Annotated in this window: 13 protein-coding genes; 3 read left to right on the top strand and 10 right to left on the bottom strand. The window is 68.3% G+C overall.

Annotated elements, in window-relative coordinates; all coding sequences use genetic code 11:
- Positions 1-175: 175 nt before the first annotated feature.
- Genes AC3WR5_RS07265 through AC3WR5_RS07235 form a run of 7 tightly spaced genes read right to left on the bottom strand, consistent with a single transcriptional unit; the run spans position 176 to position 8,377 of the window.
- Positions 176-1,453, bottom strand: a complete 1,278-nt coding sequence (locus tag AC3WR5_RS07265) for a glycosyltransferase (RefSeq protein WP_492483118.1) — start codon at positions 1,451-1,453, stop codon at positions 176-178.
- Complete coding sequence (locus AC3WR5_RS07260; protein ID WP_492483116.1) at positions 1,453-2,712, bottom strand: hypothetical protein; 1,260 nt, start codon at positions 2,710-2,712, stop codon at positions 1,453-1,455. The genes AC3WR5_RS07265 and AC3WR5_RS07260 overlap by 1 nt, the downstream gene beginning before the upstream one ends.
- A gap of 8 nt (positions 2,713-2,720) precedes the next feature.
- The gene (locus AC3WR5_RS07255) at positions 2,721-3,065 is read right to left on the bottom strand and encodes a hypothetical protein (protein WP_492483114.1); all 345 of its coding nucleotides are present in this window, start codon (positions 3,063-3,065) and stop codon (positions 2,721-2,723) included.
- Between the two features lie 4 nt (positions 3,066-3,069).
- On the bottom strand, positions 3,070-4,524 hold the full coding sequence (locus AC3WR5_RS07250; protein WP_492483112.1) for a cytochrome P450: 1,455 nt from the start codon (positions 4,522-4,524) through the stop codon (positions 3,070-3,072).
- A gap of 14 nt (positions 4,525-4,538) precedes the next feature.
- The gene (locus AC3WR5_RS07245; RefSeq protein ID WP_492483110.1) at positions 4,539-5,687 is read right to left on the bottom strand and encodes a hypothetical protein; all 1,149 of its coding nucleotides are present in this window, start codon (positions 5,685-5,687) and stop codon (positions 4,539-4,541) included.
- A 31-nt stretch (positions 5,688-5,718) separates the two neighbouring features.
- Entirely contained in the window at positions 5,719-6,654 is a 936-nt protein-coding gene (locus tag AC3WR5_RS07240) for an MBL fold metallo-hydrolase (protein WP_492483108.1), read from the bottom strand.
- A 13-nt stretch (positions 6,655-6,667) separates the two neighbouring features.
- Positions 6,668-8,377, bottom strand: a complete 1,710-nt coding sequence (locus tag AC3WR5_RS07235) for a long-chain-fatty-acid--CoA ligase (protein WP_492483106.1) — start codon at positions 8,375-8,377, stop codon at positions 6,668-6,670.
- 205 nt (positions 8,378-8,582) lie between these two features.
- Here AC3WR5_RS07235 and AC3WR5_RS07230 point away from each other — a divergent pair, with 205 nt between their 5' ends.
- The 3 genes from AC3WR5_RS07230 to AC3WR5_RS07220 all read left to right on the top strand — a co-directional run bounded on the left by AC3WR5_RS07230 (position 8,583) and on the right by AC3WR5_RS07220 (position 11,791).
- On the top strand, positions 8,583-9,089 hold the full coding sequence (locus AC3WR5_RS07230; protein ID WP_492483104.1) for a hypothetical protein: 507 nt from the start codon (positions 8,583-8,585) through the stop codon (positions 9,087-9,089).
- 59 nt (positions 9,090-9,148) lie between these two features.
- The gene (locus tag AC3WR5_RS07225) at positions 9,149-10,762 is read left to right on the top strand and encodes a GMC family oxidoreductase (protein WP_492483572.1); all 1,614 of its coding nucleotides are present in this window, start codon (positions 9,149-9,151) and stop codon (positions 10,760-10,762) included.
- A gap of 72 nt (positions 10,763-10,834) precedes the next feature.
- A complete protein-coding gene (locus AC3WR5_RS07220; RefSeq protein WP_492483102.1) occupies positions 10,835-11,791 on the top strand; it encodes an esterase/lipase family protein in 957 nt (318 codons plus the stop codon).
- A 562-nt stretch (positions 11,792-12,353) separates the two neighbouring features.
- Here AC3WR5_RS07220 and AC3WR5_RS07215 read toward each other — a convergent pair.
- The 3 genes from AC3WR5_RS07215 to AC3WR5_RS07205 all read right to left on the bottom strand — a co-directional run bounded on the left by AC3WR5_RS07215 (position 12,354) and on the right by AC3WR5_RS07205 (position 13,818).
- Positions 12,354-13,202 carry an HDOD domain-containing protein gene (locus AC3WR5_RS07215; protein ID WP_492483100.1) on the bottom strand — a complete coding sequence of 283 codons (849 nt, stop codon included), beginning with the start codon at positions 13,200-13,202 and terminating at the stop codon, positions 12,354-12,356.
- Between the two features lie 115 nt (positions 13,203-13,317).
- Positions 13,318-13,599 (bottom strand): hypothetical protein, encoded by a 282-nt coding sequence (locus AC3WR5_RS07210; RefSeq protein WP_231013054.1) that lies wholly within the window; start codon positions 13,597-13,599, stop codon positions 13,318-13,320.
- A gap of 51 nt (positions 13,600-13,650) precedes the next feature.
- A complete protein-coding gene (locus tag AC3WR5_RS07205; protein ID WP_231013055.1) occupies positions 13,651-13,818 on the bottom strand; it encodes a hypothetical protein in 168 nt (55 codons plus the stop codon).
- Between the last annotated feature and the right edge of the window lie 364 nt (positions 13,819-14,182).

The raw sequence follows: 14,182 nt of genomic DNA, 5'->3' as shown, positions 1-14,182 counted from the left end.
CGTGTGAAAGTAGGACATCGTCAGGCTACTAATACCAGAGTAAAACGCCCGGTCTTTGCCGGGCGTTTCTTCTCTGAAGGATGAACCCTCGATACTCCGGTACCGAGGGTTTTTTCGTTTTGAACGACTGCGCCGTACATCACTCTGTTCATGGCGGGTGACATATCGGTTCCGTTTACTCGTGCGATAGATGATCCGCGGCAAATTGGCTGGCGAGATTGGGACGGCCGGGCAGTGACCGAGCCGGATTGTTCGACTTGCCCAAATACTTTTGGTTTAACACCCGAGCGAGTGTCTTGCTTATCACGGGGATGTCCAGGCCCTGACTGTCTAACCATGCGCCGGCATTGATCAACGCCAGTCGTTGGCCGTTGTCGTGCTGGTCATAGGCCGAAGCGAGCACCAACTGTGGTGTGCTTGATGCCAGTCCCTGTGCACAACTACCGATGCCGCCATGGTGAATCCAGACGGCTGCCCGCGGAAGCAGATGCATCAAACTGACGGGACCGGTGATGTGTAGTTTGCTGCTCTTGGAGTTGGACGCTTCATCCCGTTGGCCGGCTTGTTCGGATCGGATCAGTACCGTGCGATATCCCAGTTGTTCGGCCGCCTGCAAGGCGAGCATGCCAAGATGGTCGGTGCTGCCAGCTGATCCACCGAAGATCACGACGGGCTTGGGCCCGGCGTCGAGGAACTCGGACAAAGCGGCCGGCAGGGCCTGATCGTCCGCTTCAAAAAGTGGGAAACCGCTGTTGACCACGCCGCGTCGCGCCCAGCGTTCCGGCACGCGAGCGAAGCTGGCGTCGTACAAGGCCAAGCCGCCGCCTGGTGAATGCACCCAGTCGCCGAATATGCTGCCTGGCAGCCGTTTTGCGCCAAGTGTTTGTTGCCAGCGTGTCAGCACCGGACGAGCCATCGGCTCGAGCTTCCATCGGTCCACGCCCTTCCACAGCCATTGGCGCACCGGGGCTGGCACAAGCGTTGGCACCTGCCATGTGCCGATGAACATCGGATCCTCGACGTTCCTCAGCGCGCTGGGCGCGGTATAGCCGGTCCACAAGCGCAAAGGCAGGATGTCTTGCGCAAGGCGGGCGCCGACGGCCAGTGGTGAAGCCAGCACGCGCAGCGGTTCTGCGCTGCTGGCTGCAAGCGCGCGCAAGGTGTCGACGGTGGGGCCGATGGCCGGCACGCAAAGATGCCGCCACAGCACGCCAAAGCCAGCGATCGGTTGCCACAGCCGTGGATGATTCAGCGTCTTGTTGTGCGCGGCTTCGTCAACGATGGCGGTGAACTGCAGGCCCGCATCACGTGCTGCTTGCTCATATGGCGCCTGGCTCAGCAGATGAACTTCGTGACCTCGTTCAGCCAAGGTGCGGCCGATGGCCAGGTAAGGGTGCAGGTCGCCTGCGCTGCCCAGCGTGACCATCGCGAAGCGCAGGCGGGCGGAGGACATCAGCGCGCCGGGCTGCCAAAGCGTTGCAGATCGCGAAAACCCTGCACTGCGGGCACCGTCTCAAACCGCCGATCCAGCGCGGACCCGCCTGCGGTGATCGCAAAGAAGTCGTACACGCCAGCCCGCTCGCTGGCCATCAGGTACTGGAAATGGCAGCGGTACTTGTCGCCTTTGACTTCGCGATAGGTGGCCGCGCTGAACAACTGTGCAAAACGCGGCGACACGCACTTGGCACCACCCAGGTCGCCGGCAGGCGCAGCGGTGAGGCCGTCGAGACAAACGCCGCTCGGGTCGTGCAGCGCAAAACAGCAGCCATCCGGCGGGGCGGTCACGTCCAGCCAGAAGAGTTCGGGGGCCTGCCTCAGCGTGTTGAGTTCGGCCCTGAATGCCGTTGCCTCCGGCTGATAGCTCAACACCGGCATGCACTGCCCCAGCGTCAACAGGCTGAGCCGAGACGCGGATGGCAGTCTGGTGGCTTCGGCCATCCGCAATGCGCGAGCGACCGCGCTGACGGCCAGCATTGCGCCCGAGCTGTGTCCGACCACCAGCACCTCGTCCAACTCCGGGCGGCCGCGCAGTTGGTGCAGCCGGCCGGCGAATTCGTCCAGCCTGGTTTCCAGGTCCGGCGTCTGGCCGCGCGCCTGTTGCAGGATCACGGTGGCGCTGCGCATCAGCCAGGCCATCTGTGTGCGCGCCTGCAGCCAACGCGCTGCGAAGAACAGGCCTGGCAGGCCGAGCAGCAGCAAGGCCAACGAGGGCCACGGGCTGCCGGTGGCGGCTTCGACGCCCACGGCTGCCACGAACAGGAGCAGCAGCCCCAGCGTCACGCTGGCGATGGTGAGCCCCGGTGTGCTGATGGCCAGGAAGGCCGGCCAACTCGTCTGCAGCATGCGCCAGAGCGAACCGTTGACCAGCATGCGCCAGGTGGTCTGCAACGTCATGCCGATCAACCGGGCCTGGCCTCTGGGCCAATGCTGGCGCACGAAGTCGTCCCAACGCAGGAATTCGTAATCCGTTTCACACACCTCGCCGTCCGCACCTTGCCAGGACAAGGCCCAGGTCGCCGCATGCGCTCCCGCGCGCTGGCGTGGCCCGACGGTCAAGGTGTAGCCACTGACCTCCGCCTGCCTGGCGGCTTCGCGCTGGTACATCGCGTGGTAATGCGCCGGGCCCTGCGGATCAAAACCGCCGAGGTAGAGCACATGCCGACGTCGCACCGGCCTGGTGGCCTCGGAGCCTGAAGAGGACGGGATGGACACGCGTCGCCTCAGAAGATCGTCTGCTTGTGCAGACCCTTGGCCAGCATCAGGTCGACGATGGGCTGCTCGCGCTTGTTGGCGCGCTGGCAGTGGCCGCGCTGGAAGCTGTCGGTGACCCAGATCACCAGGCGCGCCCAGCGGCGCTCGCGCATGCGCCAGGCATGCGAGGAGACGGATTCCCAGGCGTAGCCGTTGAACAGCGTGGCATTGACGAAATGGTCCAGCGCGCGCACGCCGGCCCGGCCCCGCTCGGTGCGGCCGAAAAAACCGACCCACACCAGCAGCAGGTAGCCCGACACCGCCAGCGGCACGATCGCCGTCATCAACACAAAACCCGCCAGCCGCTCCTTCATGCCCTCATCCCGCCTGCCACCGATGGACCTTCAAACGGATGCCATTGTCGGCTCGGATCGTCAGCCGGCCCACTGGCTGGGGCACATGGCCCGGCACCGGCTCGAAACGAAATTCACGGGCCAGCATTGCCAGGATCAGCGAGGCCTCCTGCAGCGCAAACGCCGTGCCGATGCAGACCCGCGGCCCCATGCCAAACGGCAGATAAGCCTTGCGCAAGGATTCGCGGGCATGAGGACAGCCGGCTGCTGCTTCCGCATCCGAGGCTTCTCGCTCGTAGCGGTCCGGATCAAAGTCATCCGGCGCTGCCCACAGCTCACGGTGGCGCTGAATCAGCCAGGGCGAGATGACCACCGAAGCGCCGGGCTTGACCTGCTTATCGCGCATCGTGCAGCCGACCGTCGCCTGGCGCGCGAAGAAGCCGACCGGCGGGAACAGGCGCAGCGTTTCGCGAAACACATTGCGCACCAGCACCATGTCCTTGACGCGGCTTGCCACCTCGTCGTGGTCCAGCGCCTCCACGCCCACCAGACCGGCGAGCGCTTCCTCGTGCATGCGCTGCTGCACCTCCGGCGCGTGCGCCAGCAGGTGCAGCGACCAGGACAGCGCGCTGGCCGAAGTCTCATGGCCGGCCAGGAACAGCATCGCGACCTGGTTCACCAGCTCGTCGAAGCCGAACCCTTCACCGGTCTTGGCATCGCGCACGCGCAGAAGCGTCGCGAGGATGTCGTCGTCCGGCAGCGCAGCCGCTTCATCGCCCGCCCTCAGCGCGCGTTGGTAGTCCTCGTAGCGTGGCCGGATCATGCCGACCAGCAGCGAGCGGATCTCGGCAGCGGCGCGTTGGCTCTGGCGCTGCAGCCACCAGGGGCGCAGCCAGCGCAGGCCGAAAAACGCCGGCATCATCAGCCGCGGGGCCAGCGCCTGGTAGCGCTCGAAAGCTTCGAAGACCCGGTGGGCGCTGTCGCCGTCCAGCGGCTGAGAAAGAATCGTGCGCAGGATGATGTCGGCCGCGACGTGCGTCATCTCCACTTCCAGGTCGTGTTCGCTGCCCTCGGGCACCTGGCGCAGGCGCTGCACCATCGCATCGGCCGCGTCGCGCATGCGGCCGAACACGCGCTTGACCCGCGCCGCCTCGAAGGACGGGTTCATCAGTTCGCGCTGGCGTTGCCAGACCGCGCCGTTGGTCGTGAAGATGCTGTCGCCCAGCAGCGGCCGCAGCGCGTCGCCCAGCATCTCGTGCTTCGGGAAGTCGGCCGCCTGCTCGACCATGACCTGGCGCACCAGCGGCGGCTCGTTGACCATGTACAGGTCCACGCCCGGCAGGTGGATCTCGCCCATCTTCATGCGGTAGCTGCGCTCATAAAGCCCGTCCAGCCAGGAGCGGCGCTTGTGGAAAAACAGCTGCCACGGCCCTGGCTTGCGGGCGGCGGGCGGTGGGTAGTGCGGACGGAAATGGGTCATCAAATTCAGCGGAATCAGGGGGCGCGTGGCTTGGCCAAAGCGGCCTGCCGCTCGGCAAGCGTCAGCGGCCCGGCGGTCAGCGTCACCGGATCGTAGCCGCCCGGTCGTTCAGGTGCGTGCAGGTAGTGCATGTGCATGCGGTGGCGGTCGCGGCGGAGCTGCGCGTAGGCTTCGGGCGACATCTGTTGGTGAAAGCGCGGCGAACGGGCTTCGAGTTGCGCGGCGGCGCCATTGCCGTCCAGCCAAGGCGGTATCTGGGCCATCGCAGCCCAGTCAGCCGGTGCGGTGAAGTCCCACCACACCAGCGGCGCATGTGCACGCAGCCGCACCAGCTCCTCGCGGAATTTATCGGCCGGCAGCTGCCAGACCATCAGCGGCGTGCAGTGGCCCAGCGTCAGCAGCGCAATCTGCGGCCCACCCGGCGCGCCCAGCTCCGGCGCTTTTTGGACCGCCCGCGCCAGCACGCTGACCGCCATGATGGCGCCCACGCTGTGGCCAACGACCAGCAACTCGCGCGCGCGGCTTTGCCGCGCCTGCTGCACCAGCTCGTCGGCCAGCGCGTCCAGCCGCGCCTGCATCGCCGGCACGCGGCCTTCGGCGAATGCGTTGACGAAGGCGTACAGGCGCAGCAGCCATTCGCCGTCCAGGCGTTTCTCGACGGTGCGCCACAGCGGCAGCCAAGCCGCCACGCCCAGTACCGCGGCGAGCCAGGCCGGCAGCGGCGTCAACCAGCTCAGCAGTGACATGACCAGCGCGACGGCCACTGCCGTGCCGCTGGCCACGTACAGTGGCATCTGCGCCAGCTGGCGCATGTTCGGCGCATGCCGGCGCACGCGGGTCAACACGCCGTGCAACTGCGCACGCACATGCAGCTGATACAGGTCCTTCAAAGCCTGCCGCAGGTGGCGCGGCCAGTGCTGCAGCACGATGTCGTCCCAGCGCATCACTGCGTAGCGGGTCCGCAGTGTTTCGCCATCAGGCGCCTGCCAGTGCACGTCCCATTCATCGCGAATCGCCGAGGCTTCCTGGCGCGGGCCGACCTTCACCTGCTCGCCGGCTTCGGGCTGGCGTTCGCGCACCGCTGCGCGGTACAGCCGGTGGTAGTGCCGCGGGGTGCGCGGATCGAAGCCGCCGAAGAAAAAGACCTGCCGGTGCAAGGACATGCCGCCATTGTCGGCGACCACGAGGCCCGTCTCAGGCCGGCAGGGCGGCGGGCAGGCGCAAGGTCTCGTTGACCTGCGTCAACAGCCCATCGTCCAGCAGGCCCTGCAGCAGCGCGTGGGCCCAGGCCGCTGCGCCGCCGGGCGTGCCGCTGCGCGTGGCCATCGCGGCGAACAGCGGGGTGCGCTGCAGCCAGACGGTCAGCTCGGCGCGCTCGCGCTCGCGCATCTCCATCATGTGGAACATCACCAGCGCGCGTGCGGCGTGGCGCAGGTGGCGCGCCGGTTCGGCGCTGAAGGCCTTCAGGCGCACGCGGCTGGCGGCCAGTGCGGCCGGCAGGTCCTCGAATGCGGCGCCGTGGCCGGGAACGACGCGTCGCGGCGCCAGGCGCTCGATCAAAGCCAGCGTTTGCGCCGCCGGCTCGAAGCCCGGCTGGTCTTCCAGTTCGGGAAAGATGATGGCCAGCCGGTCTTCCCACAGCGCGTCGCCCGAGATCAGCGTGCGCGTCTGCGGCTCGAACAGCATCAGCGCGTCCGGGTCATGTCCGGGCGCCGCGTGCACCTGCCAGTCGGCCGGGCCCAGCCGGACTGTGTCGCCGTCCCGCAGCACGCCATCGACCCGGAAGCGCTCGCAGTACTGGCCGGTGGGCCGGTAGCTGAGCCGGCTTTCGTCCCACTGCGAGACGGCCTCGAACGACGCTGCGGGGACCAGCGTCTGCGGTTCGCCGCGCGCCTGCAGCGCTCGGTTGCCGCCGCAGTGGTCCGAGTGCAGGTGGGTGTTGACGATGCGGCCCAGCGCTGCGCCGGCGAGCGCGCGGTCGACGAGTGCCAGTGTCAGATCCGCGTGGCGGGCGTAGCCGGTGTCGACCACGGTGGCTGGCGTCGGCCCGTCGGCCGCGAACACGACGTGGTTGGCCGACAACCAGTCGCGCTGTAGCAGCTGCAGCCCGAGCGCCCGTTGCCACGCCATCACAGCCCGTCGCTCAGGCGGGGCTGGCCACGCGCAGCTCGCGCCGCAGCACCTTGCCGACGTTGCTCTTGGGCAGCTCGTCCCGGAACTCGATGAACTTCGGCCGCTTGTACCCGGTGAAGTTCTCGCGGCAATAGGCGGCGATGTCGTCCTCGTCCAGGGCCAGGTCCTTGCGGACCACGAACAGCTTGACTGCCTCGCCTGACTTCTCGTCCGGCACGCCCACCGCGGCGCACTCCAGCACACCCGGATGCAGGTTCACCACCTGCTCGATCTCGTTCGGGTACACGTTGAAACCCGAGACCAGGATCATGTCCTTCTTGCGGTCGACGATCTTCACGTAGCCGCGTTCGTCCATGATGCCCACGTCTCCGCTCTTGAAGTAGCCGTCGGGCGTCATGACCTTGGCGGTCTCGTCCGGCCGGTTCCAGTAGCCGGCCATCACCTGCGGGCCGCGGATGCAGATTTCGCCCGGCTCGCCAGCCGGCACGTCGCGCCCGTCATCGTCGCGGATCGCGATCTCGGTCGACGGGATGGGCACGCCGATGTTGCCGCTGAACTCGCGCACGTCCAGCCGGTTGCTGGTCGCAACAGGCGAGGTCTCTGACAGGCCATAGCCCTCGACCACCGGGCAGCCGGTGATCTTCAGCCACTTCTCGGCCGTCGCCTGCTGCACCGCCATGCCGCCGCCGTTGGACACCACCAGCTCGGAGAAGTCCAGCCGCGCGAAAGCCGGGTCGTTGGCCAGTGCGTTGAACAGCGTGTTCACGGCCGGGAACATGTTGACCTTGTGCCTGGACAAGGTGTTGATCAGCCCCGGCAGGTCGCGCGGGTTGGGGATCAGCAGGTTCAGCATGCCCAGGCGCGCGCCCATCATGTAGCAGATGGTGAGCGCATAGATGTGATAAAGCGGCAGCGCGCAGACGACGGTGAGCTGCTTGTCGCCCAATTGGTCCAGCATCGGCTTGAACCAGGCTTCGGATTGCAGGATGTTGGCCACCACATTGCGGTGCAGCAGCGTCGCGCCCTTGGACACGCCGGTCGTGCCGCCGGTGTACTGCAGGAAGGCCACGTCGTCTGGCGTCAGCGGCACCGGCTTGAAGCTCAGGCTGCCGCCTTCGGCCAGCGCCTTGTTGAAGCGCGTCACCGTGCGGCCGCCGTCCAGCGGCAGGCGGAACTCCGGCACCATCTTCTTCAGGTGGCGCACCGCGAAGTTCACCAGCTGTCCTTTGAGGAACCCCAATTGGTCGCCCATGGCGCACAGCACCACGTGCTTGATGGAGGTCTGCTCAATCACGTCCGCCAGGGTGTGCGCGAAGTTTTCCAGCACGATGATGGCCTGCGCATCCGAATCCTTCAGCTGGTGCACCAGCTCGCGGGCCGTGTAGAGCGGGTTCACGTTCACCACCACGCAGCCGGCGCGCAGGATCGCGCCCATCGCCACCATGTACTGCGGCAGGTTGGGCATCATCACCGCGACGCGGTCGCCCTTGCGAAGGCCCTTGGCCTGCAGCCACGCAGCGAGATCACGCGAGCGTTCGTCCACCTGGCCGAACGTCATGCGGGCACCCATGCAGTCAGACGCGTCGCGGCTGGCGTGCTGGCGCCAGGCTTCTTCCAGCAAGGCAACCAGCGAGGTGTAGCCATCGGTGCGCACGGTGGCCGGCACCGAGGGCGGGTAATGCTGCAGCCAGGGGGCATGGGAAAGTGCGGCAGTCGACACGGCAAGTCCTGTGATCAAGGGCTGAGAGACGATTGAAGAGAAGCGAGCGCATGCTGCCCCAGCCGGCGGCATCGCGCTACCGTGGTTCTCCTGTCGCTAGCGAGACAGCACAGACCCTTGCCTGGGAAGCTCAGGGTTTGTCATGAAGCAGGCTGGCTCGCAGGGCCCTGGATTTGGCCGGCATGGCCCTGCCACACTGCCGGCCATGCAAAGAAGAACCTGGTTGAAGTTGGGCGGGACAGCCGGCGTGCTGCTGGCCCTGGCCGGCACCGGCGCCGTCTTGTGGGCGCCGGGCTGGCGCGACGACAAGCTCAGCCAAGCCGCGCGCAGCTTGTTCGCGGCAGTTGCCGGCGTGGTGCTGGACGGCAGCCTGCCCGATGCACCCGCACCACGTGCTGCAGCCCTGCAGGCGCACCTGGTTCGCCTTGAGGCCTCGTTGCGCGGGCTGGCGCCGGCCACGCGCCAGCAGATCTCGCAACTGCTGGCCGTGTTGTGCATGGCGCCTGGCCGGCTGGCGCTCACCGGTCTGCCGGTCGACTGGGCCCAGGCCACGCCGGACCAGCTTGCTGGCATGCTGCAGTCGCTGCGCATGTCGTCCAACACCACGCGACAGCAGGTCTACCACGCGCTGCGCGACCTGACCAATGCCGCCTATTTCGCCGACCCCAGCACCTGGGTGACGATGGGCTATCCGGGGCCGCAAGCCGTATGAGCCTGTTCAGTCGTTCGAGCGCGCCGCGTGCGGCGATTCCCCTGGCCGCTGTGGCTGCCGTGTCCAGCATCCCCGATCCGACCCGCGCCGGCCTGGCAGCCGGCTGGCATGTGAAGGGTGGCCCGCATGGCGAGCTGCCGGCCTCCTTGACGTGCGACGTGGCCATCGTCGGCAGCGGCGCCGGCGCCGGCATCACCGCCGAGCTGCTCACGCGAGCCGGGCTGCAGGTGGTGATCGTTGAAGAAGGCCCGCTGCGCTCCAGCAGCGACTTCCGGCAGTTAGAGGCCGAGGCTTACCCCACGCTGTACCAGGAGAGCGCCGGGCGCAAGACGGTGGACCAGGCCATCACCATCCTGCAGGGCCGCTGCGTGGGCGGCTCCACCACCGTCAACTGGACGACTTCATTTCGCACGCCGACCGACACGCTGGCCCACTGGCGCAGCCACTTCGGCCTGAAGGACTTCACCGAAGCCGCCATGGCGCCCTGGTTCGAGCAGGCCGAGCAGCGGCTGTCCATCGCGCCCTGGCTGACCTCGCCCAACGAGAACAACGACCTGCTGCGCCGCGGCGCCGAAAGCCTGGGGCTGGAGAACGGCAGCATCCGCCGCAACGTCAAAGGCTGCTGGAACCTCGGCTCCTGCGGCATGGGCTGCCCGACGAATGCCAAGCAGTCGATGCTGGTGACCACGCTGCCCGCCGCGCTGGCCGGCGGTGCCACGCTGCTGGTGCAGGTGCGCGTGGAACAGCTCGAATTGCAGGGCGGCCGGGTGCAGGCCCTGCACTGCGTGCCGGTGCAGCTGGACGGCAGCGTGGCCGCGGGCGGCGGCACCCGCATCGTCGCGAAGCACGTGGTCGTCGCCGGTGGCGCGATCAACTCGCCGGGCCTGCTGCTGCGCTCCAAGGCGCCGGACCCGCACCAGCGCCTGGGCCTGCGTACCTTCCTGCACCCGGTGGTGATCTCGGCCGCGCTGATGCCGCAACCGGTCGAAGGCTGGCGCGGCGCGCCGCAAAGCATCTACAGCGACCACTTCCTGCACACCGCCGCGGCCGACGGGCCGATGGGCTACAAGCTCGAAGTGCCGCCGCTGCACCCGGTGATTTTCTCGTCCTCGCTGATCGGTTTTGGCCGCGAGCAGGCCGAGTCGCTGCGCCAGTTCCCCAACACGCATTCGCTGTTGGCCTTGCTCCGTGATGGCTTCCATGAGCAGTCACCCGGTGGCCAGGTGCGGCTTCGCAGCGACGGCAGCCCTGAGTTGGACTACCCGCTGACGCCTTTCGTGATGGAAGGCGCCCGGCGCGCGTTGCTGAGCATGGCCGAAATCCAGTTCGCCGCCGGCGCCACGCAGGTCATGCCGGTGCATGAGATGGCCCGTGCAGCCGGCCGCTGGCCCGAGGCGCGAGCCATGATCGAAACCCTGCCGATGCAGCCGCTGCTGACCCGCGTGGTCAGCGCCCACGTGATGGGCGGCTGCGGCATGGCCGGCGATGAAACCCTGGGCGTGGTGCGGCCGGACGGCCAGCACTGGCAGATCGAGAACCTTTCCGTGCACGATGGGTCTCTCTTCCCGACCAGCATCGGCGCGAACCCGCAGCTCTCGGTGTATGGTCTGGCGAACCGGCTGGCCACCGGGCTGGCGCAGCGCCTCGGTGCAAATCCGGTCAGTTTGGCCTGAGCCCGGCGCGGGCGGCAGCCTCGGCGGCCCGGAACCCCGAGAACTTCAGATGACACGACAAGGAACAGACCGATGGTGGCGCGCTGGCAGCGTTTTCTGACGCTGCTGGGCTTTGCACTGGTGCTGGGTGGCGCAGGCTGCTTGCTGGCCCAAGGCCATGCCGGCTGGGCCTTGGCGCTGCTGGCGCTGGGCCTGTGCGGCCACGCGGCTTGGCTGGGTTTGACCTGCGCACTGGCCGCGTGGCAGAACCGGCGCGACGCGGCATCCACCGTTCCAACGGCGAGCGCTGCGCAGTGGCTGGCCGCCTGGTGGGCCGAGGTGTGCACCGCGCCGCAGGTCTTCTGCTGGCGCCAGCCCTTTCGCAGCCAAGCCGAGCCGGACGTCCTGCCCGGCGATGCGCAAGGCCGCATCGGCGTGGTGCTGGTGCACGGTTTCCTGTGCAACCGCGGCTTCTGGAACCCCTGGATCCGCCGTCTGCGCGCACTGGGCGTGCCGTGTGTCGCCGTGTCGCTGGAGCCGGTGTTCGGCTCGATCGACGACTACGTGCCGACGCTGGAAACGGCCGTGCGCCAGCTCAGCCAGCTGACCGGCCGGCCACCGCTGCTGGTTGGCCACAGCATGGGCGGGCTGGCGATCCGGGCGTGGCTGCGAGCCAACCAGGCCGGTGGCGGGAGCGACGCGCGGGTGCATGGTGTGGTGACCATGGGCTCACCGCACCACGGCACCTGGCTGGCAGGCTTTTCGCGGCGGACCAATGGCGAACAGATGCGCCAGCACAGCGCCTGGCTCAGCGCGCTGGCGGCCAGTGAATCCGCCTCAAGACAGGCCTTGTTCGTGTGCCTGTTCAGCCACTGCGACAACATCGTGTTCCCCGCCCGCAGCGCGGTCTTGCCGGGCGCCAGCGCCGTCCTGCACGTCGCGGGCGCAGCCCATGTGGACCTGATGCAGCGTCCCGAGAGCTTTGCCGCCGTCTGCCATGCGCTGGGGCTCGCGCCGGCCGACACGGGCGCTGTCCTGGCCGTCGGCTGACAAGGTTCGCCGGCTCAGCAGCCCGGCCGGGCCCAGCCACATCGGCAGCGTCTGCAGCCACAGCAGCGCCCTGGCATCGGCTTCGACCGTTGCGTCGTGTGCGGCGGTCTGCCAGCTGAGTAGCCACAGCGTCCAGGCCAGCAGCACCGCACCGGCTTGCAGCCCCCCCACCCAGGCCCGCGCCCAGCCGGGGTGCACACGCTGCGCCAGGCACTGCCGGCAAGCGGCGGTGGCCAGCCAGGCGGTGCTCAGGTGCAGCAGCGCGGTCACCAGTCCCATTGGTGCGTCGTGGCCGCGCAGCGAGGCCAGTGGATCCAGGGCCGGCAGTGCCGCCAGTCCGCAGCCCACCGCCAGTGACAGGGCCAGGAACAGCAGCAGCGCACTGCGGCGGGAAACGGAAGATGACATGGGCGGAAAGCAGGCCGGCTGGTCAACCGGCGCGAAATGGCAGGCGCGAAGTGTCGGCCTGTACGCAAGCTGCGCGCCATCGCTCCGTTGGGGGATGGCGACCGGGCACCACCCTCCTTGGATGGTCGCCGCCTGGCTGGCGGCAGGCGCCCGGTCAGGCGTCGAGGTCCTGGAGCAGCCCGAGCGTGGGCGCGGGCGCCATGTTCAGCAGCGTGGCAATGTCGCGCACGTCGTCCGGCACGGCCGGGTTGTCCCAGCCGCGGCTGGTGTGGCGCGCCAGGCGGATCGCCAGCAGCACGTTGCGCACCTGCGAGGCCTCCTCGTGCCGGTCGTCGGTGATGTTGACCAGCAGCTCGGGCAGGTGCCAGGCCAGCATCAGTGCATGCTGCAGTTCGGTCAGCGTGACGCCGAGCACCTGGCGTTGCACCGTGGCGCTGCGCAGCGTCGGGTCCGCCTGCTGGCGCTGCTGCATCTCCAGCGCCAGCGTGGGCGCATGCAGCCACAACAGCATGTCGGCGAAGTCGTGCAGCAGCGCGGCTTCATGGATCACGCCGGCGTCGTGGTCCTGGCGGTGCACTGCAAACGCCAGCGCGAAGCGGGCGGCGCGCTCGGCACGGCTGATCACGGCCCTCAGTCCGTCCAGCGCTTCTGGCTGGCTGGCCAGGTGTTGCTCCACCGTGGGCTGTGGTCCGAAACCGGCAAAAAACGGGGTGATGCCCATCAGCACCACGGCTTCGCAAATGGTTTCGGCATCGGTGGTACGGCGCTGCCGATGCAACTCGGCCGTGCGGGCCAGCACCTTCAGCGTCATCAGCGGGTCGACGCCCACCGCTTCGGCCACCATGCGGGCGTCGACCTCGTCTTCCATCGGTCGCAGCTCTTCCAGTGCGGCCGCGGTGCGCGCCAGCACCGGCAGCTCGGCGTGCTGGAACAGGCGCACCCAGCCCGCCAGGTCATGCGGGTGACCGTTGGTGGGCAGGGGGGCTGAGGGCATCTGGGACATGGCAAACGACGGGGCGGGCAGCAAGGGGCTTCCCCTTGACTATCGGCATGTCGTGTGCTCGGCTGAAGCGAGGCCCGCCGACGCCAGGGGTTTTTCCTGACGCCGGCAGGACCGTTCAGATGCGGCTCACATCGATGCGACCGACGAACTCACCGTTCACGTACAGCGCACCTTCGGGTGCTCCGGCGTCGCTGTGCACGGCGTGGAACTCGATGGTCGGCAATTCACAGGCAGGTCCGACCGGGCGCACCGTGCGCCCGGCAAGGCGGCGGGCGACGAGGCTCAGGCCGGCGCCCGAGCGGCGCAACAGGCGAGCGAGCCAGCGCCGGGGCGCGGGCAAGAGGTCAACAACAGGCAGGGCGCCATGGGCGGGCGCGGCAATCAGGCGGCGGTGCATGGGAGGCTCCAGACGGTCCCACGCATGCGCAGGTGAGACCAGGGTCGGGTTTCAGGGGCTGTGTCTGTCGGGCGCGGCGAAGTGCATCTCACGCTGTAGCGAGCGTCGCTGCTGCTGGCGTTGCGCCTTGCCGGAGGGCTGGTGCGAGCCGGCGCGGCGCTGGCGGGCCAGCGTGGCGAGCGGGTTGCGGGGCTTTTGCGGGGTGAGGGTCAGCTTCATGAAAATCTCCTTGGCGCATGCGGCGGCGCTGCCCGGGGCTGGGCAGGCTGGCGACAAACGCAATGAACAAAGCAAAACGGCCCGAGGGACACACCACCCGGGCCGCTTCAGCGGAACGCGCCGATGAACGAAGTCAGCAGCGGCCGCGAGGGCGGATCGGGCAATGCACGGGCGACATCGGGGCCACGCCAACCGTGGCTGCCAAAGCAGCACGGGCGGCACGGATCCACAAGGTCAACAGCATTGGCATTCCAGTCAGGTGGCAGGGCCGGCAGGTGCGGGAGCCGCCAGGCTTGGGAGCCGAGGCTCCGAACCAGGCGCCGTCACCCGCCGGGGCGGTGAGGGCTGGCGCTGGGGGCCGGCG

The sequence above is a fragment of the Ideonella sp. FW305-24 genome, from assembly GCF_058788035.1.
Note: the sequence above shows the minus strand (reverse complement) of the source record. Positions and strands in the feature narration are given on the sequence as shown.

What these genes read in the sequence shown, in the direction of transcription:
- AC3WR5_RS07265 (WP_492483118.1), bottom strand. Translation starts at nt 1,453, where the DNA reads ATGTCCTCCGCCCGCCTGCGCTTCGCGATGGTCACGCTGGGCAGCGCA.
- AC3WR5_RS07255 (WP_492483114.1), bottom strand. Translation starts at nt 3,065, where the DNA reads ATGAAGGAGCGGCTGGCGGGTTTTGTGTTGATGACGGCGATCGTGCCG.
- AC3WR5_RS07250 (WP_492483112.1), bottom strand. Translation starts at nt 4,524, where the DNA reads ATGACCCATTTCCGTCCGCACTACCCACCGCCCGCCGCCCGCAAGCCA.
- AC3WR5_RS07245 (WP_492483110.1), bottom strand. Translation starts at nt 5,687, where the DNA reads ATGTCCTTGCACCGGCAGGTCTTTTTCTTCGGCGGCTTCGATCCGCGC.
- AC3WR5_RS07240 (WP_492483108.1), bottom strand. Translation starts at nt 6,654, where the DNA reads ATGGCGTGGCAACGGGCGCTCGGGCTGCAGCTGCTACAGCGCGACTGG.
- AC3WR5_RS07230 (WP_492483104.1), top strand. Translation starts at nt 8,583, where the DNA reads ATGCAAAGAAGAACCTGGTTGAAGTTGGGCGGGACAGCCGGCGTGCTG.
- AC3WR5_RS07220 (WP_492483102.1), top strand. Translation starts at nt 10,835, where the DNA reads ATGGTGGCGCGCTGGCAGCGTTTTCTGACGCTGCTGGGCTTTGCACTG.
- AC3WR5_RS07215 (WP_492483100.1), bottom strand. Translation starts at nt 13,202, where the DNA reads ATGTCCCAGATGCCCTCAGCCCCCCTGCCCACCAACGGTCACCCGCAT.
- AC3WR5_RS07210 (WP_231013054.1), bottom strand. Translation starts at nt 13,599, where the DNA reads ATGCACCGCCGCCTGATTGCCGCGCCCGCCCATGGCGCCCTGCCTGTT.
- AC3WR5_RS07205 (WP_231013055.1), bottom strand. Translation starts at nt 13,818, where the DNA reads ATGAAGCTGACCCTCACCCCGCAAAAGCCCCGCAACCCGCTCGCCACG.